Below are 19,179 nucleotides of genomic sequence, written 5' to 3'. Positions count from 1 at the left end.
TCACCTCCTTGATGTCGCGGCCCGCCTTGGCAATCAGCGAGGGATTGGTCGTCACCCCGTCCAGCATGCCCAGATCGTTCAGCGTCCGGATCTCGTCCACATCGGCGGTATCGACAAAAAATTTCATTTCTTCACTCCATGGCGGCGAGCTGGACCCGCTCTTTCTGTTCCTTCGGAATTTGGCGTTTCCCTTATCGTGTAAAAGGGCAAAGGTCACGGATCATCGATTCGGGTTTTCTGTTTGGCCATAGGCGTGCAGCGTTTCACACCGCTCAAACCCGTCAAAAACAGCACAAGACAGGTCGCAATGAATATTCGGCTGGAAAAAGAGGGCGATGAGGCGGCTATTGGCCGGCTGACGAATCGCGCCTTTTCACAAACGCCGCACGCAAGCGGGCAGGAAGCCGCCATTATCGAACAATTGCGGGTCGATGGCGATCTGGCGCTGTCCCTCGTGGCGGCGGAGGACGATCAGATCATCGGCCATGTCGCGTTTTCGCCGGTTCGGATCGGCACAAAGGAAAATGGCTGGTTCGGGCTCGGACCGCTTTCCGTCGACCCCGACCGGCAAGGATGCGGCATTGGCAGCCAATTGGCGCTCGACGGTTTGAAGACGCTGCGCGACCGGCAGGCGAGGGGCTGTGTCGTTCTCGGCGACCCGGCCTATTATGCTCGCTTCGGTTTTCGGAGCGATGGCAAACTGACCTATGGCGAAGTGCCGCCGGCCTTTCTTCAATGGATTTCGTTTGGCGATGAATCACCAATCGGTGAGATCAGCTATCGGCCCGGCTTTGACGTCTGAGAAGGAAAAGCCACTTGCCGTCGTTCCGGTCCTCGTACCGCTGCCGGTGCCCGGACCGTACAGCTATGCTGTGCCCGACCAGATGAACGTGTCGCCGGGCTCGATCGTGCAGGTGCCGGTCGGCCCGCGCCAGGTGCCGGGCCTCGTCTGGGACAGTGATGAGACGGCCGGGACGGTCGATCCGGCGAAGCTGCGCCCGATCACGCAGGTGTTCGACTGTCCGCCTGTCGATAAGACGATGCGAGGCTTTATCGATTGGGTCGCCGCCTGGACGTTGACGCCACCCGGTCTCGTCGCCCGCATGGTGCTTCGCGTGCCGGCGGCATTCGATCCGGAGCCCTGGGTGCCGGCCCTTCAGCCTATGCCGGAGATGAAGCCGGAACGGCTGACGCCGGCGCGAAAGCGTGTTTTCGAATTGATCGAGGATAATCCCGGCGCATGGACCAAGAGCGGTCTCGCTCACGCCGCAGGCGTCTCGGCGTCGGTCATCGACGGCCTTGCCAAAGCCGGCACGTTCGATCCGGTCATGCTGCCGCCCGAGCCGGTTGTCGCCGCGCCCGATACCGGCCGCAAGCGGCCCGAATTGACGCCTTTGCAGGCCGAGGCGGCGGATACGCTACGCACGGCCGTTGCCGCCGACGCCTATTCAGCAACGCTGATCGATGGCGTCACCGGCTCTGGCAAGACCGAGGTCTATTTCGAGGCGGTGGCGGCAGCGCTGGAAAAAGAACGACAGGCGCTGATTCTGCTGCCGGAGATCGCGCTGACAGCGGCCTTCCTCGAACGCTTCCATGACAGGTTCGGCGCGCGGCCCGCCGAATGGCACTCGGACATGGCGCCGAAAATGCGCGAAAAGGTCTGGCGGCAGGTCGCGGAAGGTCGGGTGCGCGTCGTCGCCGGGGCACGCTCTGCGCTGTTCCTGCCCTACAAGGAGCTCGGACTGATCGTCATCGACGAAGAACACGACCAGGCCTACAAGCAGGATGAGCGCGTCTTTTACAATGCGCGCGACATGGCAGTGGTGCGCGCGCATCTCGGCAACCTGCCCATTGTGCTGGCATCGGCGACGCCTTCCATCGAAAGCCGCGTCAATGCGGAAGCCGGGCGCTATGGCGCGGTGCGTCTCGCGAGCCGTTTCGGCGAAGCGGCGCTGCCGGATCTGCGTACCATCGACATGCGCAAGCATCCTCCGGCGCGCGGCGGGTTTCTGTCGCCGGTGCTGCTGAAAGCGGTGGGCCGGGCAATCGAGCGCGGCGAACAGGCACTGCTTTTCCTCAACCGGCGCGGCTATGCGCCGCTCACGCTGTGCCGGGTTTGCGGCCATCGCTTCCAATGCCCGAACTGCTCGGCCTGGCTGGTCGAGCACCGTTTCCGCCGGCAGATGCAATGCCACCATTGCGGCCATGCGGAGCCGGTACCGGAAGCGTGCCCGCATTGCGGTACGCTCGATCATCTTGTCGCCTGCGGGCCGGGCGTCGAGCGGCTGGTCGAGGAGGTCGTGCATCACTTCCCCGATGCGCGGACGGTTATGCTATCTTCCGACATGCCGGGCGGAGCAAAGCGGCTACGGCTGGAACTCGACGCCATCGCCAAGGGCGAGGCGGATATCGTGATCGGCACCCAACTGGTCGCCAAGGGGCACCACTTTCCGAAGATGACAGTGGTCGGGGTCGTCGATGCCGATATCGGCCTCACAAACGGAGATCCGCGTTCGGCGGAGCGGACTTTTCAACTGCTGCATCAGGTGACAGGCCGGGCAGGGCGCACGGGCGAACAGTCGCTTGGCCTTATCCAGACCTATCAACCGGAGCATCCGGTAATGGCGGCGTTGGTCTCCGGCGACCGGGAGCGCTTCTACGAGCGGGAAATCGGCGAACGACAACGCGCGGGCCTTCCCCCTTTCGGCCGTCTCGCAGCGTTGATCATTTCCGGTGAAGATAAGGCCGAAACGGAAAAATATGCGCGTTCGCTCCGCGCTGCAGCGCCGCCATCGAACGAGATCGACATGCTCGGACCGGCCGAAGCGCCGCTGGCGCTGATCCGGGGACGCCATCGTTTCAGGTTGCTGGTCCACGGCGATCGAAAGGCCGACCTGCAGGCCTATATCAAGGATGTCATCGCCGCCGGGCCAAAACCGCGTGGTAGCCTGCGTGTGCAGGTCGATATCGACCCGCAGAGTTTCCTCTAGAATCGCGGTTCGATAGCCCTTCGCAGACGAGACAGCCTCTTTGCGTATCGTTCTTTTGCCATAGCTCTACCCTATCCAGGGGCCGACAATCATTCGTGGACCATCAATTCATGCGCCTTTTGCTCGCTTCCAGTATCGCTTTTCTCGCCGGTGGCGTTGCAGCCTATTCGGCGGTGGAGGGTCTTTCTTTCGTCGATGACGACCTATCCGCCGCGCTGGGTCTGAGCGAACCGGCTTCTCCTGTCGTTTCTACCGTTCAAGTGGCTCAGGCGGAACCGACCGATACCGGCGCTGCCGCCGGAATGCCGGATGACGCTTCGCCTGAGGCGGATAACGAGCCGATCTCGGAAGCGCCCGCCAGCGAGGGAGAGGCGGCGACGTCCCAGCCGGATCGTCCCGCCACCCTCAATTCCTTTGCGCCTACCGACCAACCGGCTGTTGCAATGCCGCCAATCGGCCTGCCCGATCCTGACGAAGCGCAAGCCGCTTTGCCTGACGGTCAGAAAATCACCCTGAAGGCCTCTCCTGAGAATGCACCGGAAATCGGCACCGTCCGCTGGGTGCCGGAGTCGCTCTATTGTGGTTTCGTCGAGACCGATATGCCCGGGCCAACCGAAGTGGCGTCTGCCGCCGAAGCCGGAGATGTGACGACAACCGATCAGGCGAGTTCGGACGAGCCGAGCGCCGAGGATGTGGAAAACAAGGCTGCCGCTGTGGAAAAGCAGGCGCCGGAAGACCTGCTGTTCGTCACCGAGCGCCATTATGACGGACGCGCCGCGATGGAGCGCGGTTATATGCGTTTAGGCGGGCTGATGCGCGAGCTGACGTTGAAGAGCGTGCAGGAGCAGGACGGCGGTGAATTGCGTCATTATGCGACTTTCGGCGGCGCTCCTATCGACATCCGGCTCGACATGCGGCGGATCATGACCGATGCCGACAAAAAGCTGAAAGCCTGGCACAAGCCGGATCGCCTGCTTTATCATGGTGTTATGACCGTGGGTCGTGGCGATGCGGTCCGTGAACTCGGCTTTACCGGAAGTTGCGGTTAGGCGCGGCGACCGATCTGCAAGCGGTGTCCAGAGAGACTGAGGCGTTATGGAATTTGCACTCCCCATACCTGCTGATCCGGGCGAATGGCTGGCTCTCGCCTCGGCCGTGGTGACGGCCGTTCTCGGTCTTTACATGATGGCGGTTCCGCGCCGCGCTCTCGGCCTTCGGCATATGGATGCCGAATTTATCGGGCTTCCGGCTTCCGGTATCGCAAGAGCAAGGGCTGGCGGCTTTCATCTCGGTCTTGGCCTGGCTGCGATCCTTCTGTGGCAGCCTCTTCTTTTTCTGGCTCTGGGCGCGGCCTGGATTTTCGCCGCGATTGGCCGGCTTCTCTCTGTGCTGATCGATTCGCCCGCACGGGGGCGCAACGCCGTTCTTCTGATCATTGAAGCACTTCTGGCGTTCGGCGCGGTGGCCGGGCCGCTCAGCCTGATCTGAAGCCGGCGGCCTTGCGCCGAAAGTCGGTGCTTCCACGTGCGACAAGAGCGCCAAAGGCGTGTTGCACGCTCAGATTGCCTCTGCTATAGCGGCCACGAAATCGACGGGAGGACGCCTTTACGAGGCCTGTTTCCGTTGTCTATTTCCAGCGAGATCAAAGGTTTCGCCTCGGCTTTCCATTTCGATGCCAGGCCCTTGATCTCGGTCGAACGAGAGATTGATCGCCCGTGTCGCAAACCACATCTCCCATTTCCGGTGTTGCTTCCCGCTATGCGTCTTCGCTTTTCGAACTGGCGCAGAATGAAGGCGCCGCCGATCAGGTGGAGAAGGATCTGACGGGGCTTGGCGATCTGATCGCTGAATCGGATGAATTGTCCCGTCTGATCAAATCGCCCGTCTTTGCAGCCGACGAGCAGGAAAAAGCTCTGCTTGCGATTGCACAGAAGGGCGGCGTCGCGTCGCTGACCGAGAATTTTCTTCGTGTCGTCGCAGCCAACCGGCGTTTGTTCGCGCTGCCTGGAATGATCGAAGCCTACAAGGCCATCGCGGCTGACGCTCGCGGCGAGGTGACAGCCAAGGTCGTCGCGGCGCACGATCTGTCCGAATCGCAACGGACCGAATTGGCCGAGACGCTGAAAGGCGTTGCCGGCAAGGACGTGGCGATCGACCTGTCCGTCGATCCATCCCTGCTGGGCGGACTGATCGTTCAGATCGGCAGTCGCCAGATCGATACATCTCTGAAAACCAAACTGAATTCGATGAAGCTTGCACTGAAAGAGGTCGGCTGATGGATATCCGCGCGTCGGAAATCTCCGAAATCCTGAAAAACCAGATCAAGAACTTTGGCCAGGAGGCCGAGGTTTCCGAAGTCGGACAGGTCCTGTCCGTTGGCGACGGTATCGCCCGCATCTATGGTCTGGACAACGTCCAGGCCGGTGAGATGGTGGAATTTGCCGGCGGCCTGCGCGGCATGGCGCTGAACCTCGAAGCCGACAATGTCGGTGTCGTGCTGTTCGGCGACGACCGCCAGATCAAGGAAGGCGACACCGCCAAGCGAACCGGCGACATCGTCTCCGTTCCGGTCGGTCCCGAGCTTCTCGGCCGTGTTGTCGACGCTCTTGGTAATCCGATCGACGGCAAAGGCCCCATCGGCGCAGCCCAGACCCGTCAGGTCGACGTCAAGGCGCCGGGCATCATTCCCCGCAAGTCGGTGCATGAGCCAATGGCGACCGGCCTCAAGGCCATCGATGCGCTGATCCCGATCGGCCGCGGCCAGCGCGAGCTGGTCATCGGCGACCGCCAGACCGGCAAGACGGCTATTATTCTGGACGCCTTCCTCAACCAGAAGCCGGCCCATGACGAAGTCCGCGAGAACGACAAGCTGTTCTGCGTTTATGTCGCCGTTGGCCAGAAGCGTTCCACGGTCGCCCAGTTCGTGAAGGTTCTGGAAGAGCGCGGCGCGCTGCCTTACTCCATCATCATCGCCGCCACGGCATCCGATCCGGCGCCGATGCAGTATCTGGCGCCGTTCACCGGCTGTACGATGGGCGAGTATTTCCGCGACAATGGCCAGCACGCGCTGATCGGTTATGACGATCTGTCCAAGCAGGCCGTGTCGTATCGTCAGATGTCGCTTCTTCTGCGCCGCCCGCCGGGCCGCGAAGCCTATCCGGGCGACGTTTTCTACCTGCATTCGCGCCTTCTGGAGCGCGCAGCGAAGCTGAACGACGACAATGGCGCGGGTTCGCTGACGGCCCTGCCGGTCATCGAGACCCAGGGCGGCGACGTCTCGGCCTTCATCCCGACCAATGTGATTTCGATTACAGACGGTCAGATCTTCCTTGAAACGGATCTGTTCTTCCAGGGTATCCGTCCGGCCGTGAATGTCGGCCTTTCGGTTTCCCGCGTCGGTTCGTCCGCGCAGATCAAGGCGATGAAGCAGGTGGCCGGCTCGATTAAGGGTGAGCTTGCGCAGTACCGCGAAATGGCGGCCTTCGCGCAGTTCGGCTCCGACCTCGACGCCGCGACGCAGCGTTTGCTCAACCGCGGCGAGCGCCTGACCGAACTGCTTAAGCAGCCGCAGTTCAGTCCGCTCAAGACCGAGGAGCAGGTAGCCGTGATCTATGCCGGCGTGAACGGTTATCTGGACAAGATTCCCGTCGATCAGGTGACCAAGTTCGAGGCCGGTCTCCTTACCCATATGCGCAATGACGGCAAAGAAGTGCTCGACGCCATCGCTCGCGAGAAGGCGCTGACCGACGAGATCAAGGACAAGCTGAAGGCCGAAGTCGACGCTTTCGCCAAGACATTCGCCTGATCGCGCTCCAGGAAGGACCATTCCATGGCCAATCTGAAAGAGCTTCGTGTCCGGATCGCCTCGGTCAAATCGACCGCGAAGATCACCAAGGCGATGCAGATGGTCGCCGCCGCCAAGCTGCGCCGCGCGCAGGAAGCGGCGGAGGCTGCGCGTCCCTACTCGAAGCGGATGAGCAAGGTGCTTGCCAATCTGGCAGGCGGCGGCGAGCCCGCAGACGCGCCGAAGCTGATGACCGGGACCGGTAAGGATGACGTTCATCTACTCGTGGTCTGCACAGCGGAACGCGGACTTTGCGGCGGCTTCAACTCGTCGATCGCGCGCCTGGCCCGCGATCACGCGCGGAGGCTGCTGGCGAACGGCAAGACGGTGAAGTTCATCTGCGTCGGCAAGAAGGGCTTCGATATTCTTCGCCGCGAGTTCGGCGATAAGATCATCGACCGGGTCGATCTGCGGTCCGTCAAGCGTCTCGGTTTCGCCGACGCCGACGCTATCGGCAAGAAGGTCATTGGCTTGTTCGAGGACGGCCAGTTCGATGTCTGTACGCTGTTCTACTCCGAGTTCGAGAATGTCGTGACGCAGACGCCGCAGGCTCAGCAGATTATTCCGGCGAAACCGGAAGCGATGTCCGAGGGCGATGCCGATGAGGCAGGCTCCGATGTGCTCTATGACTATGAGCCGAGCGAGGCCGACATTCTGCGCACGCTGATCCCTCGTAATATTTCCGTGCAGATTTTCCGTGCGCTGTTGGAAAACGCCGCATCGGAACAGGGCGCGCGGATGAGCGCCATGGACAATGCAACGCGCAATGCGAACGATATGATCGACCGTCTCACGCTGGACTACAACCGCCAGCGCCAGGCCAAAATCACGACCGAACTGATCGAAATTATTGCGGGCGCCGAAGCGCTCTGACGACTTAGGAGGCATTCATGGCCGAAGAAAACACCAATACGGCTTACACGCTGCCGGAAGGCCCGAAAGGCAAGGTCCATTCGGTCGTCGGCGCCGTCATCGACGTTGCTTTTGAAGATCATCTGCCGCCGATTCTCAACGCTCTGGAAGCTAGCAACAATGGCAACCGGCTCGTTCTGGAGGTTGCTCAGCACCTCGGCCAGAATATCGTGCGCACCATCGCGATGGACTCGTCCGAGGGTCTGGTTCGCGGGCAGGATGTGGTCGATACCGGTTCGCCAATTTCCGTTCCGGTCGGCGAAGGCACGCTCGGCCGTATCATGAACGTGATCGGTGAGCCGGTCGACGAAGCCGGGCCGATCCCCAGCGAAGGCACTCGCGCCATCCACCAGCCCGCGCCGGAATATGTCGATCAGTCGACGGAAGCGCAGATTCTCGAGACGGGCATCAAGGTCGTCGATCTTCTGGCGCCTTACGCACGCGGCGGTAAGATTGGTCTGTTCGGCGGCGCAGGCGTCGGCAAGACCGTTCTTATCATGGAGCTCATCAACAACATCGCGAAAGCGCACGGTGGTTACTCCGTCTTCGCCGGCGTCGGCGAGCGCACCCGTGAGGGCAACGACCTCTATTGGGAGATGATCGAGTCCAACGTGAACAAGGAAGGCGGCGGCGAAGGCTCCAAGGCCGCTCTGGTCTATGGCCAGATGAACGAGCCGCCCGGCGCCCGCGCCCGTGTTGCCCTGACAGGCCTGACCGTTGCCGAGCATTTCCGCGACCAGGGACAGGACGTGCTGTTCTTCGTCGATAACATCTTCCGCTTCACGCAGGCGGGTTCAGAGGTGTCGGCGCTTCTCGGCCGTATCCCTTCCGCCGTGGGTTATCAGCCGACGCTCGCGACCGATATGGGCGCGCTGCAGGAACGCATCACCACCACGACCACCGGTTCGATCACCTCGGTGCAGGCGATCTATGTGCCTGCCGATGACTTGACCGATCCGGCGCCGGCGACGTCCTTCGCTCACTTGGACGCGACGACCGTTCTGTCGCGCTCGATCGCGGAAAAGGGCATCTATCCTGCGGTGGACCCGCTGGACTCCACTTCGCGCATGCTCGATCCGCAGATCGTCGGCGAGGAGCATTACGACGTGGCCCGTCAGGTGCAGTCGATCCTACAGCGCTACAAGAGCCTGCAGGACATCATCGCCATTCTCGGCATGGACGAGCTTTCCGAAGAGGATAAGCTCAGCGTTGCCCGCGCCCGCAAGATCGAGCGCTTCCTGTCGCAGCCGTTCTTCGTGGCCGAGGTATTCACCGGCTCGCCGGGCAAGCTTGTTGCGCTGGAAGACACGATCAAGGGCTTCAAGGGTCTCTGCAACGGCGAGTATGACCATCTTCCCGAGTCGGCCTTCTATATGGTCGGTACGATGGAAGAGGCTGTCGCCAAGGCGCAGAAGCTGGCTGAAGAAGCGGCTTAAGCACTACGGCCATCAACCCTGTCGCTCCACGAAGCGGCGGCAGGGTTTAATACGAACCAAGCCGCCGGAGCGGAATTTCCATGGCATTCACATTCGAGCTGGTTTCGCCGGAACGTCTTCTCGTCTCGCGCGAGGTGGATTCGGTGGTCGTGCCTGCCGCAGAGGGTGAGTTGACCGCGATGCCGGACCACGCGCCGACCATGTCCGCTCTGCGGGCCGGTATGGTCACGGTCGAGGCTGGCGGCGACAAGGAAGAATATGTCGTGCTGGGCGGTTTCGCCGACATCCAGCCGGAAAGCTGTACGATCCTGGCTGAGTTGGCATCCGCGCCGGGCGAATTCGACCGCGATATCCTGGCATCCCGGATCGAAGAGGCGCGCACGCGTCTGAAGGAGACGTCAGACGATGACGAGCGCAGCGAGTTGGAAGAAATTCTTGGGTCGCTGACCACTCTGAACGAACAAATCCTCCCCGCCTGAGGCCATATGCCTTAGATTGGAAGGTTGAATAACGGACCCCGTGCGGGTCCGTTTTCTTTTGGGCTGACGCCGCGCCCATCCGCGCTAGTTCCCTGTCGGCGTACAGGGAGTGAACCGATGTCAGAGCCGATCGAAGTTGCCGTGTTCGATATTATCGAAACGGTGTTCTCGCTGGAGCCGGTGCGCCGGGCCATTGCGACATGCGGGCTGGATGGGCGCGATCTGGAAACCTGGTTCGCCTTCGGCTTGCGCGATGCGTTTGCCCTGGATGTCACGCACCGGGCCAAACCCTTTCCCGATATCCTGGCCGATGCATTGGACGAACTGCTTTGCATCCGTCGCGTCGGCGCCAATCAGGCAGAGAAGGATGCGGTTCTGGCCGCCTTTTCGCAAATGCCGGCGCAACCGGGCGCGGGGGAGTGTTTCGACATTCTGCGCGATGCCGGCATCCGCATTGTCGCGCTCTCCAACGGTCCGGCGGAACGAACCAGAGCCCTACTCGAGGGGGCCGACCTGGACGGTCACGTCTCCGATATTCTCAGCGTCGAGGCTGTTGGACGTTTCAAACCGCATGAGAGCGTTTATCGCCAGGCTTTCGAGGCGACGGGCCGTGCGCCTGGCGCGCATTGTATGATCGCCTGCCATGCATGGGATCTCCACGGCGCGAAATGCGTCGACATGCAGACAGCCTTTGTCGAGCGCGGCCAGCATTATCCAGCGGTTATGGAGCCGGCGGATATTATCGGCGACGAATTGATCGACGTGGCGAGGATGATCGTGGACCGCGCCGGATAGCCGATTACGGCAGAAGATGACTGAAATGGGCGATAACCTGCTCATACAGGGATCGCTTGAAGGGCACGATCAGACCGGGTAGATCGGTCATCTCCTTCCAGGCCCAGTCGTCGAATTCGGCGCTATGGCCGTCCGGCGGGGGATCGATGCGGATTTCGCTTTCGTCACCCTCAAAACGATAGGCGAACCAGCGCTGCTTCTGGCCGCGATATTTGCCTTTCAGCGCTTTGCCGATCAGATGATCTGGCAGATCGTAAGTTAGCCAATCCGGCGTTTCGTCGAGCAACCGGACGGTGCGGATGCCTGTTTCTTCGTAAAGTTCTCGCCTTGCTGCCGGTTCGGCATCCTCACCCTTGTCGATGCCGCCCTGCGGCATCTGCCAGAGGTGCTCCGAGCTTTGCACTTCGCCATTCGGTTCGACCTTGCGATGGCCTGCCCAGACCAGACCGTCGCGATTCAGCACCATGACTCCAATACAGGGGCGATAGGGCAGGTCTTCAGCTCTCGGCTTTGCCATCATCTTCTTTCGCTTAGCGATTGTCCTGGGCGAGGGCGCTGACCGGCACGAAACGAATACCCCGCGCTGCTGCCTTGTCCATCCATTGCGACAGCTCGTCCACCGTCACGCGGAAGGCGGAGGCAGTGGCGATCGCGGCTCCGTTCTCTCGCGCTTTCGTTTCGAGCGCCGTTAATGCGCGGCGGATCATTTCGGGTTCGCGGATGGTATCGACCGGATCGCCGGCCATGGCGAAGGGAGCGCCTTCGATAGCGGACAACCGCCCCGCCTGAGATGCCGGCGCCGTCCCGTCATCGACAAACATCAGCCCACGTCCTGCGAGTTCTTCGACAATGGGTTGGAGGGCAGCATTCTCGGTCAGGAAACGTCCGCCCATATAGTTGATGATACCGGCGTAGTTGGTCGTTGCCGCCAGCGCCTTCCGGGTCAGGGCAAGCGTCTCGTCTGACGTGGCATCGGCCAGCAAGGTGCCAGGCCCCGGATTGGTATTGGGATAGCCGAATGGCTCCATAGGCAGTTGCAGCAATAGTTCGTGGCCGGCCTGCCTCGCCGCCTGCTGCCACCGTGAAAGGCTGTTCCCTGTCGGCGCGAAAGCCAGAGTGACCGTGCCGGGCAACGTCTTGATCGCATGCTGCGTGCCTGTCTGCGACAGGCCCAATCCGCCGACGATCAGCGCTATGGCGGGTCCGTCGATTTGTTCTGCGGGACGCCGATACGCATCGAAAGGCCTCTCGCCGTCCGGTCCGATTTTCGGCAGAGGGCCGGCTGACGAGCTCTCGATCAATGCCGGTTTCGGTTGAGACGACAGTCTGATCGGGACCGAGAGCGACGATGCGTCACGAACGATGATTGCGCCGCCTGTTTCCGCCGGATTCGTGCCGTCCGGCAAATCGGGCATTGATTGATCGTCTGGCGCGACCCGAATGATGGCGGGACCGGAGCCATCGTCAATCCTTTGGCCAGGCGATCGGATTGTGGGTGCGGCGGGGGCCGCGATCTCTTCAGGTGGGGTGGGCGGTTCAGCCGGCGTATTATCTGCAGTCGCGACATCCGTATCGGCAGGCCGGGCGGGGGACCGAAGCGGATCGCGGTAAGTTGCGGTCCAGACCGAGCCGGCGAGGAGCAGCAGGGCGAGCAGGGCAGGGCCGCCGTGGCCGATCATGCGAAAGCGTCGGGGCGAATTCGGTTCGGCTGCCGGACGGTCGAGACCAAGCGGTCGATCGATAGATCGTGTGGCCGCATCTGTCTGGTTCGGCGAGTTCATGGAAGGCAGTCGAATCCGGACGATAAAATAGCAAAACGGCGGATCGTTCGATCCGCCGTCATGAGACGTCTATTTACTGAGCCGAACCGGCATCCGCGCGGTCCTGCGATGGCGGGAAGGACGGGTCCTTGTCTTCTCCGCGTAGCAGGCGCAGGGCGGCCTGGAGTTGAAGGTCGTCCTCGGCTTCCGGCGGCACGTAAGCAGACGAACCGGAACCTTCTTCATCCTCAAGATCGCCGGTGATGTGACCGCGGAGCGAGGACTCGCCGCGCTTCAGATCGGCCTCGCGGCCTTTCATTTCATCCGGAAGCGGCTGGGTGACGCGGATGTCCGGCGTAATGCCCTTGCCCTGAATCGAAGCATCGGAGGGCAGGTAGTAGAGCGCCGTGGTCAGCTTCAGCGCGCCATTCTCGGCCATGGGCAGCACGGTCTGCACCGAGCCCTTGCCGAAAGACCGCGTGCCGAGAACGGTGGCGCGGCGCATATCTTGCAAAGCTCCGGCGACGATTTCGGACGCGGAAGCGGAACCGCCATTGATCAGAACGATGACCGGCTTGCCTTCTGCCAGATCGCCGGGGGTCGCGTCATAGCGCTTGTACTCGCGGTCGTCGCGGCCTCGGGTGGAGAGAATCTTGCCTCGGTCGAGGAAGGCGTCGGAGACGGCAATCGCCTGGGTCAGCACGCCGCCCGGGTTGAGCCGCAGGTCGAGCACATAGCCCTTCAACTCGTCTTCCGGGATTTCCTTCTTGATCTTCTTGAACGCTTTTTCGAGGTCCGAGAACGTCTTTTCGGTGAAGGAGGTGATCTTCAGATAGCCGACATTGCCTTCGGCGCGGACCTTGACGGCTTTCACCTTAATGATGTCGCGGATAACCTCGATGTCCAACGGGCCGTCAGCGCCTTCGCGTAGGATTGTTAGAACGATAGGCTCACCGCGTGCGCCGCGCATCCGCTCCACCGCTTCGGCCAGTGTAAGGCCGCGGACTTCCTCGCCATCGATCTTCGCGATCAAGTCGCCGGCAAGAACGCCGGCCTTCATCGCGGGCGTATCGTCCATCGGGGTAATGACCTTGACGAGATCGTCTTCCATGGTGACTTCGATGCCGAGGCCACCGAATTCGCCGCGCGTCTGGACATTCATGTCCGACGCTTCCTCCGGATCGAGATAGGCCGAATGCGGATCGAGGGAGGCGAGCATGCCCTTGATGGCGCTCTGGATCAGTTCCTTCTCGTCCGGCTCGGTCACATACTGACCGCGCACGCGCTCCAGCACATCACCGAAAATGGCCAATTGCCGATAGGTCTCGCTACTGGCTGCCCTGGCTTGCAGATCGAGGCCATTGGTCACGACGGTCATGGCCGTTGCGCCGACAAGGGCGCCTGCAAAGAGCAGCGAGAGCTTACGAATCATCATCCGTCCTTTCAAAACTGCGATCCGACCACCATGCGGCCGGGTTCACGGGCTTTTTATCTTTCCAGAACTCGACGTAAAGAGCTGGCTCCGAAAGCGTATCTTCCAGCGGCGCCAAAGCCGCCAGTCTTGTATCGCCCATTTCGCCGACCGGCTCTCCTGCGAGCACGGCCTGGCCGCGCGTCACATTGATCGCGTGCATACCGCCCATCACAATCGAATAGCCTTCACCCGCATCCAGAATGATCGTCTGGCCGAAACTGCGAAACCGCCCTGCAAACAGCACCGTACCCCCTGCAGGAGCGGTTACGATGGAGCCTGATTGTGTCCGAACGGTGTCCCCAAGCCGTTTCTCGCCCGTTTCGTCCGTATCGCCGTATCGACTGTCGAATTGTCCGGCCACCGGAAGGACGAGTCGGCCCTTGCGGGAGGAGAAGGGCAAACTAGCCGAAAGGCGATGGTCGACATCCTTTTCGTCAGGGTCACGAAGCCGGGCCAGTCGATCGGCCAGTTCCTTGGCCGCGCGCGCCTTGGCTTCGGCTTCCTCGGTGCGCTTGCGTTTCGCCTCGAGCGCAGCCAACCGGGCAGCCTCGGCTGCGTCATCGGCTTTCTTCTGCGCTTCCAGCCGGGCAGCCTCTTCGGCCTTGCGGCGATCTTCCTCGAGCGTATCGATCAGTTCTGCCAGGCTAGAGGCTTCTTCAGCCAGCTTCGAGGCGCGGGCCTGTTCGGCATCGATCTCTGCCTGACTCTTCTGCCGTGCGGCATTCTTGGCGTCCAAAAGCAGAGAAAGCCGTTCGCGCTCCGCGGCCTGCTCCTGCTGAGCGCCGGCCAGTTCTTTCTTCTGATCGGTGATCCGTGCGGTGACGTTGCGCAGGTCCGAAAGGTCTCGCAGAAGCGCGGTGGTTTCTTCGCGCAGTTCGGGAACCACTGCGCCAAGAAGAATCGCGCTGCGCACCGCCGAAAGTGCGTCGTCCGGCGTGACCAGCAAAGCCGGCGGCGGATTGAGACCCATGCGCTGCAGCGAGGCCAGTACCTCAGCGAGAAGAGCGCGTCGTGCGGTAAGGGAAGTTCGTATGCCGGACTGCCTCTCGCGCAATCCCGTCAGCCGCGATTCGATATCGGCGATGTCTTCCGTCAGTTTGCGTTCGGCCTTCGCTGCCTCGATCAACGCTGCGCCGATTGCGCGCGCATCGTCGCCCAGCGCGGCGATCTCGGCAGCCAGCGTGGCGCGGCGGGCGGCACTTTCGGCAAGGCGTCGCGCCAGAGATTCATACTCGCTGCGCTTGACGTCTCGGCGGAGGGCGATCTTGCGGGCCTTGGTGTAATCGGCCTCGAAGCCCTTCGACTGGAAACTTGGAGGTGTTGCCGGCTCTTCCGCCGCAGCGGGTAAAACGGTCCCGGCCGATGCCAGAACGGAGCCGGCCAGCAGGACACGCAAACGGAAGAGGCAGCGCGCAATCATGCCGCTACCCTATCGCTACGGTCGTTAAGTTTCGCTTAACCATATCGGCGTCCCCTCCGATGGGCCGACCCTTTAGTACGCAACCGTGGAAACAATATGACACAAGCCCTGCGGCAAGCTTGCGGGCGGAAGAAATCACGAACGGTGATAGGGATGGCCGCTCAAAATGGTCGCTGCGCGGTAGAGCTGTTCGGCCAGAAGAATGCGCACGATCTGATGTGGGAACGTCGCTTTGCCGTAGGAGATCACGAGATTGGCCTTGTCACGCAGGGCGGTGTCGTGGCCGTCCGGCCCTCCAATGGCAATGACGAGATCGCCGCGCCCGGCATCGCGGTATCGGGCAAGCGTCTCGGCAAATTCGATGGATGGCAAATTCCTGCCGGCCTCATCGAGCAAAATCAGCGCCGCTCCATTGCCGAGATGAGCACCGAGACGGTCGGCTTCCTCCCGCTTTCTTTGTGCAGCGGATGAAGCGCGGCTTTCGGCAGGTTCGACAATGCCGCCGAATTGCAGGCCAAGCTGACCGCCGGCGCGCTGAAAGCGATCGATATAGCGATCGCACAATTGCGCTTCGGGGCCGGCTTTCATCCGGCCTATGGCATGGATCACAATCCGCATACGCCCGCCTTACAGGGCCGGCGCTCTCCGTTCAATGAACGGTGCCGTCCTCCAGGTCGGGCAACTGCCACATCTTCTCAAGATTATAGAATTCCCGGACTTCCGGGCGGAAGATATGGATGATGACGTCACCCTGATCGATGAGGATCCAGTCCGCCGAACCGTCACCCTCCACGCGGGCCACGCCGAATCCATCGTCCTTAAGCGCCTGCTTCAGGTGCTCGGCAATGGCGGCGACGTGACGGTGCGAGCGCCCGGAGGCGATGACCATGAAGTCACCAAGGCTGGATTTGCCCTGAATATCGATGGAGAGAATGTCCTCGGCCTTGGAATCATCCAGAGAAGTGAGGACTGCGTTCAGCGTCCGTTCGGCGGTGCTACGAGCCGGATCGGTTGTTCGTCTCGGCTCTGCGTTGCGATCGGTCGATGTAGTGGCCGCGAGGGCCTGTGCGTGCTGTGCCAGCGTCGTTCCTTTCTGTTGCTGCCGTCGCCTTTTAGGCGGCACGAATCTAAAGTTGGCAGTAAGGGGTGACAATTTCAAGACGTTGAAATGTTAAAGCTGGCGTGAAGCATGACGCAGCGACATATTCACAACAGCCGCCTACACGTTGTTGCAAAGGGCTGGAGATCATCTGTCATGAACGCCAACAATACCGCATATGTTCACGCCGAATCACAGCCGCCACGCATCAAAAAGTCGAATTACCCGCCGGTTTTCGCCGCGCGCGTGGAAGGCCGGATCAAACGGCCGCTCGGCGATCTGTTCGGCCTGACGAATTTCGGTGTCAATCTTACAACGCTGCAGCCGGGCGGCGAGTCGGCGCTGCTGCATCGCCATTCGAAGCAGGACGAATTCATCTACGTTCTGGAGGGTCGCCCGACTTTGCGGACCGATGAGGGAGAATGGGAGCTGTCGCCGGGCGACTGTGCAGGCTTTCCCGCTGGCGGAGCAGCGCATCACCTCATCAATCGTACCGAGAAACAGGTCGTCTATCTTGAGATCGGCGACCGGACGGCGGGTGATGAAGGCAGCTATCCGGAAGACGATCTAAAAGCCGTGATGACGGATGACGGGTGGGCCTTCACCCGCAAGGATGGCACCGAATATTAGCTGGATTTAAAAGGATGAATAACAAAGGTACATCATGGATATCGGATTCCTGATACTTTGCGCAGTCGTTGCCTTGGCAATTGCGATGTTTGTCCTTGTCGGATCCATCATGGTTCTTGAAGCGGACCTTATCTTCAATCCCAAGCATCGCCCTCACCCCATGGACGGGTGGACGCCTGGTTGGAAGGTTCTGAAAAAACGTTGGCGGCTTGTCGTCGCATTCATAATGATTTGGTTTGTGACAATGGGGCTAGGGTTTCTTGCCGTCGCCGTAGGCAACTGATCATTACTTTCGGATGTGGCGGGAGGTCCGATCAATATTCTCTACGGTTTTCTCATTGCGGATTTCCGTCGACGACAGGGCCGAGCGGGGACCGTGGATGAAGGTCCAGGCGGGCGGTTCGAGGCGCGGAAGAAGCGCGGCATCGTCTTCGTCGACCCGTGCGTGATCGAAGGTTCTGGCCATGCGGGACGACAGAAAGGCAAGTGTGGAGCCGGGCCGGTCAATAATGGCGATTGGATAAGTCTCGGCGATCTCTTCCCAGCGCTGCCAATGATGGAAGTCTGCAAGGCTGTCCGCGCCCATGATCCAGACGAAATAAACCGCCGGATTACGCCGGCGGATATGAGCAAGCGTATCGGCGGTGAAACCGGCGCCGGTCACCGCCTCGAAAGCCGTGACATCGATGCGGGGATGCGCCGCGACCTTTTCCGATTTGGCGATGCGTTCTGCCAGCGGCGCAAGCGCATTGCGGTCTTTCAGCGGGTTGCCGGGCGTGACCATCCACCACAGCCGGTCGAGCTTAAGGCGCTGTATCGCCGTCTCGGCGGCCAGCGCATGGCCCTCATGCGGCGGGTTGAACGAACCGCCAAACAAGCCGATGGCAAGCCCGGCGGGCGCCTGAGGCATCCGCAAATAGCGCTGATGCACGCCCGTCACATCAACATCAGGCCGGTCGCGAGCTGTTCCGATCAGCCGCATGATTGGCGCGCCCGCATCAAAGCAATCTGCGTCAGGGCCGGATCTGGCCGGTGCCGCGCACCCGATATTTGAACGAGCATAGCTGCTCCAAACCGACCGGGCCACGCGCGTGCATCTTGCCGGTCGCGATGCCGATTTCCGCGCCCATGCCGAATTCACCGCCATCGGCGAATTGGGTGGAAGCGTTGTGCAGAAGAATGGCGCTGTCGATTTCGGAAAAGAAACGGGCGACTGCGTCCGCATCCTCGGCGATGATCGCTTCGGTATGACGCGAGGACCAGCGATTGATGTGGCTGATCGCGCCGCCAATGCCATCGACCACGGCAACCGACACGATAGCGTCGAGATATTCGGTGGCCCAATCGGCGTCTTCCGCTTCCTTCGCCTGTGGCCATGCCGCGCGAATGGCATCGTCGCCGCGAATTTCGCAGCCAAGTTCCGCAAGCCTTTCAAGGATCGGCTTCAAATGCGTTTCGACGGCCGCACGGTCGATAAGAAGCGTTTCGAGCGCACCGCAAATGCCCGTCCGCCGCATCTTGGCGTTGGCGACGATCTCGACCGCCATGTCGCGTTTCGCCGATTGGTCGATATAGATATGGCACAGCCCTTCGAGATGCGCGAAAACCGGCACGCGCGCATCGGCCTCGACCCGTGCGACGAGACTTTTGCCGCCCCGTGGCACGATGACATCGATAGTGCCGCTCAAGCCCGTCAGCAATTCGCCGACGGCGGCACGATCTGTCGTCGGAATAAGCTGGATGGCGTCGTCGGGCAGCCCGGCTTCGCGTAGCCCTTCCACAAGTGCAGCATGGATGGCGCGTGAAGAATGAGCGCTGTCGGAGCCGCCGCGCAGGATCACAGCGTTGCCGCTTTTCAGGCAGAGCGCGCCTGCATCGGCGGTCACGTTGGGACGGCTTTCATAGATGACGCCGACGACGCCGAGCGGTGTACGAACGCGCTCGATATGTAACCCGTTCGGCCTGTCCCATTCAGTCATGATCGCGCCGACAGGATCGGGCAGTTCGGCAATCGCGCGCACGCCATCGGCCATGGCGGCGATCCGCTCCTCGTTCAGTTCGAGCCGGTCGAGAAAGGAGCCGGCAAGGCCACGGGCGCGTCCTGCTTCCATATCCTTCGCGTTGGCGAGGAGAATGGTTTCGCGCGCGGCCTCGATCTCTGAAGCCATGGCGCGAAGCGCTGCATTTTTGGCTTCCGTCGTTGCAATGGCGAGCGGCGCAGAGGCTGCACGAGCGCGAAGGCCGATGCCTGCCATCAGGGTCCGGATATCGCTGCTGCTCTCATCGACGCGGTCCAGCATGATCTCGTTCTCGTCCCAGTCCATTTCCTTTTACCGGAAA

General features: G+C 61.4%; 21 protein-coding genes. 12 read left to right on the top strand and 9 right to left on the bottom strand.

Annotated features, from left to right (window positions below):
• Window positions 1-127 (bottom strand): transaldolase family protein (locus NIM86_RS16255; RefSeq protein ID WP_305884465.1); only part of this gene is annotated, 127 nt, incomplete at its 3' end.
• A 180-nt stretch (window positions 128-307) separates the two neighbouring features.
• Between NIM86_RS16255 and NIM86_RS16250 the strand changes: the two genes are divergently transcribed.
• From NIM86_RS16250 to NIM86_RS16205, 10 genes are all read left to right on the top strand, one after another.
• On the top strand, window positions 308-802 hold the full coding sequence (locus NIM86_RS16250) for a GNAT family N-acetyltransferase (RefSeq protein WP_253383670.1): 495 nt from the start codon (window positions 308-310) through the stop codon (window positions 800-802).
• Window positions 753-2,990: a primosomal protein N' gene (locus tag NIM86_RS16245; protein ID WP_253383668.1), complete on the top strand. Its 2,238-nt coding sequence runs from the start codon at window positions 753-755 to the stop codon at window positions 2,988-2,990. Before NIM86_RS16250 ends, NIM86_RS16245 begins: the two co-directional genes overlap by 50 nt.
• A 110-nt stretch (window positions 2,991-3,100) precedes the next feature.
• Window positions 3,101-4,039, top strand: a complete 939-nt coding sequence (locus tag NIM86_RS16240) for a hypothetical protein (protein WP_253383666.1) — start codon at window positions 3,101-3,103, stop codon at window positions 4,037-4,039.
• A 46-nt stretch (window positions 4,040-4,085) separates the two neighbouring features.
• Window positions 4,086-4,478, top strand: a complete 393-nt coding sequence (locus NIM86_RS16235; RefSeq protein ID WP_253383665.1) for a DUF4345 domain-containing protein — start codon at window positions 4,086-4,088, stop codon at window positions 4,476-4,478.
• 227 nt (window positions 4,479-4,705) lie between these two features.
• On the top strand, window positions 4,706-5,266 hold the full coding sequence (locus tag NIM86_RS16230) for a F0F1 ATP synthase subunit delta (RefSeq protein WP_253383663.1): 561 nt from the start codon (window positions 4,706-4,708) through the stop codon (window positions 5,264-5,266).
• Complete coding sequence (atpA, locus tag NIM86_RS16225; RefSeq protein WP_253383662.1) at window positions 5,266-6,795, top strand: F0F1 ATP synthase subunit alpha; 1,530 nt, start codon at window positions 5,266-5,268, stop codon at window positions 6,793-6,795. The genes NIM86_RS16230 and atpA overlap by 1 nt, the downstream gene beginning before the upstream one ends.
• 24 nt (window positions 6,796-6,819) lie before the next feature.
• A complete protein-coding gene (locus NIM86_RS16220) occupies window positions 6,820-7,707 on the top strand; it encodes a F0F1 ATP synthase subunit gamma (RefSeq protein ID WP_253383660.1) in 888 nt (295 codons plus the stop codon).
• Window positions 7,708-7,724: 17 nt separating this feature from the next.
• Window positions 7,725-9,182, top strand: a complete 1,458-nt coding sequence (gene atpD, locus NIM86_RS16215) for a F0F1 ATP synthase subunit beta (RefSeq protein ID WP_253383658.1) — start codon at window positions 7,725-7,727, stop codon at window positions 9,180-9,182.
• A gap of 74 nt (window positions 9,183-9,256) precedes the next feature.
• A complete protein-coding gene (locus NIM86_RS16210; RefSeq protein WP_253383686.1) occupies window positions 9,257-9,661 on the top strand; it encodes a F0F1 ATP synthase subunit epsilon in 405 nt (134 codons plus the stop codon).
• Between the two features lie 117 nt (window positions 9,662-9,778).
• Window positions 9,779-10,456 carry an HAD family hydrolase gene (locus NIM86_RS16205; protein WP_253383656.1) on the top strand — a complete coding sequence of 226 codons (678 nt, stop codon included), beginning with the start codon at window positions 9,779-9,781 and terminating at the stop codon, window positions 10,454-10,456.
• Window positions 10,457-10,460: 4 nt separating this feature from the next.
• Here the strand turns inward: NIM86_RS16205 and NIM86_RS16200 are convergent, their stop codons facing one another.
• The 6 genes from NIM86_RS16200 to rsfS form a co-directional block, all read right to left on the bottom strand.
• Complete coding sequence (locus NIM86_RS16200; protein ID WP_371872930.1) at window positions 10,461-10,976, bottom strand: RNA pyrophosphohydrolase; 516 nt, start codon at window positions 10,974-10,976, stop codon at window positions 10,461-10,463.
• Between the two features lie 10 nt (window positions 10,977-10,986).
• Window positions 10,987-12,237, bottom strand: a complete 1,251-nt coding sequence (locus NIM86_RS16195; protein WP_253383655.1) for a divergent polysaccharide deacetylase family protein — start codon at window positions 12,235-12,237, stop codon at window positions 10,987-10,989.
• 73 nt (window positions 12,238-12,310) lie between these two features.
• A complete protein-coding gene (locus tag NIM86_RS16190; RefSeq protein ID WP_253383682.1) occupies window positions 12,311-13,648 on the bottom strand; it encodes a S41 family peptidase in 1,338 nt (445 codons plus the stop codon).
• Complete coding sequence (locus NIM86_RS16185) at window positions 13,638-15,110, bottom strand: murein hydrolase activator EnvC (protein WP_253383654.1); 1,473 nt, start codon at window positions 15,108-15,110, stop codon at window positions 13,638-13,640. The genes NIM86_RS16190 and NIM86_RS16185 overlap by 11 nt, the downstream gene beginning before the upstream one ends.
• A gap of 135 nt (window positions 15,111-15,245) precedes the next feature.
• Entirely contained in the window at window positions 15,246-15,728 is a 483-nt protein-coding gene (rlmH, locus tag NIM86_RS16180) for a 23S rRNA (pseudouridine(1915)-N(3))-methyltransferase RlmH (protein ID WP_253383653.1), read from the bottom strand.
• A gap of 31 nt (window positions 15,729-15,759) precedes the next feature.
• Entirely contained in the window at window positions 15,760-16,233 is a 474-nt protein-coding gene (gene rsfS, locus NIM86_RS16175; RefSeq protein ID WP_371872929.1) for a ribosome silencing factor, read from the bottom strand.
• Between the two features lie 132 nt (window positions 16,234-16,365).
• Between rsfS and NIM86_RS16170 the strand changes: the two genes are divergently transcribed.
• The gene (locus tag NIM86_RS16170) at window positions 16,366-16,839 is read left to right on the top strand and encodes a cupin domain-containing protein (protein ID WP_253383652.1); all 474 of its coding nucleotides are present in this window, start codon (window positions 16,366-16,368) and stop codon (window positions 16,837-16,839) included.
• A gap of 34 nt (window positions 16,840-16,873) precedes the next feature.
• The gene (locus NIM86_RS16165) at window positions 16,874-17,122 is read left to right on the top strand and encodes a hypothetical protein (RefSeq protein WP_253383651.1); all 249 of its coding nucleotides are present in this window, start codon (window positions 16,874-16,876) and stop codon (window positions 17,120-17,122) included.
• Window positions 17,123-17,125: 3 nt separating this feature from the next.
• Here the strand turns inward: NIM86_RS16165 and NIM86_RS16160 are convergent, their stop codons facing one another.
• Both NIM86_RS16160 and NIM86_RS16155 read right to left on the bottom strand, forming a co-directional pair.
• Window positions 17,126-17,821, bottom strand: a complete 696-nt coding sequence (locus tag NIM86_RS16160) for a nicotinate-nucleotide adenylyltransferase (protein WP_253383650.1) — start codon at window positions 17,819-17,821, stop codon at window positions 17,126-17,128.
• Between the two features lie 31 nt (window positions 17,822-17,852).
• Entirely contained in the window at window positions 17,853-19,139 is a 1,287-nt protein-coding gene (locus NIM86_RS16155) for a glutamate-5-semialdehyde dehydrogenase (protein WP_253383678.1), read from the bottom strand.
• Between the last annotated feature and the right edge of the window lie 40 nt (window positions 19,140-19,179).

The organism is Notoacmeibacter sp. MSK16QG-6 (assembly GCF_024158145.1).
In the GTDB taxonomy this organism is placed as follows: Bacteria; Pseudomonadota; Alphaproteobacteria; order Rhizobiales; family Rhizobiaceae; genus Notoacmeibacter.
This window is presented reverse-complemented; position numbering and strand designations above follow the sequence as displayed.

Excerpts from the sequence above, each read along its gene's own strand:
- atpA (WP_253383662.1), top strand. The coding sequence starts at position 5,266 with ATGGATATCCGCGCGTCGGAAATCTCCGAAATCCTGAAAAACCAGATC.
- NIM86_RS16160 (WP_253383650.1), bottom strand. The coding sequence starts at position 17,821 with ATGCGGCTGATCGGAACAGCTCGCGACCGGCCTGATGTTGATGTGACG.
- NIM86_RS16240 (WP_253383666.1), top strand. The coding sequence starts at position 3,101 with ATGCGCCTTTTGCTCGCTTCCAGTATCGCTTTTCTCGCCGGTGGCGTT.
- atpD (WP_253383658.1), top strand. The coding sequence starts at position 7,725 with ATGGCCGAAGAAAACACCAATACGGCTTACACGCTGCCGGAAGGCCCG.
- NIM86_RS16245 (WP_253383668.1), top strand. The coding sequence starts at position 753 with ATGAATCACCAATCGGTGAGATCAGCTATCGGCCCGGCTTTGACGTCT.
- NIM86_RS16185 (WP_253383654.1), bottom strand. The coding sequence starts at position 15,110 with ATGATTGCGCGCTGCCTCTTCCGTTTGCGTGTCCTGCTGGCCGGCTCC.
- NIM86_RS16235 (WP_253383665.1), top strand. The coding sequence starts at position 4,086 with ATGGAATTTGCACTCCCCATACCTGCTGATCCGGGCGAATGGCTGGCT.
- NIM86_RS16200 (WP_371872930.1), bottom strand. The coding sequence starts at position 10,976 with ATGATGGCAAAGCCGAGAGCTGAAGACCTGCCCTATCGCCCCTGTATT.
- rlmH (WP_253383653.1), bottom strand. The coding sequence starts at position 15,728 with ATGCGGATTGTGATCCATGCCATAGGCCGGATGAAAGCCGGCCCCGAA.
- NIM86_RS16190 (WP_253383682.1), bottom strand. The coding sequence starts at position 13,648 with ATGATTCGTAAGCTCTCGCTGCTCTTTGCAGGCGCCCTTGTCGGCGCA.
- NIM86_RS16250 (WP_253383670.1), top strand. The coding sequence starts at position 308 with ATGAATATTCGGCTGGAAAAAGAGGGCGATGAGGCGGCTATTGGCCGG.
- NIM86_RS16170 (WP_253383652.1), top strand. The coding sequence starts at position 16,366 with ATGAACGCCAACAATACCGCATATGTTCACGCCGAATCACAGCCGCCA.
- NIM86_RS16220 (WP_253383660.1), top strand. The coding sequence starts at position 6,820 with ATGGCCAATCTGAAAGAGCTTCGTGTCCGGATCGCCTCGGTCAAATCG.
- NIM86_RS16195 (WP_253383655.1), bottom strand. The coding sequence starts at position 12,237 with ATGAACTCGCCGAACCAGACAGATGCGGCCACACGATCTATCGATCGA.
- NIM86_RS16205 (WP_253383656.1), top strand. The coding sequence starts at position 9,779 with ATGTCAGAGCCGATCGAAGTTGCCGTGTTCGATATTATCGAAACGGTG.
- NIM86_RS16165 (WP_253383651.1), top strand. The coding sequence starts at position 16,874 with ATGGATATCGGATTCCTGATACTTTGCGCAGTCGTTGCCTTGGCAATT.
- NIM86_RS16155 (WP_253383678.1), bottom strand. The coding sequence starts at position 19,139 with ATGCTGGACCGCGTCGATGAGAGCAGCAGCGATATCCGGACCCTGATG.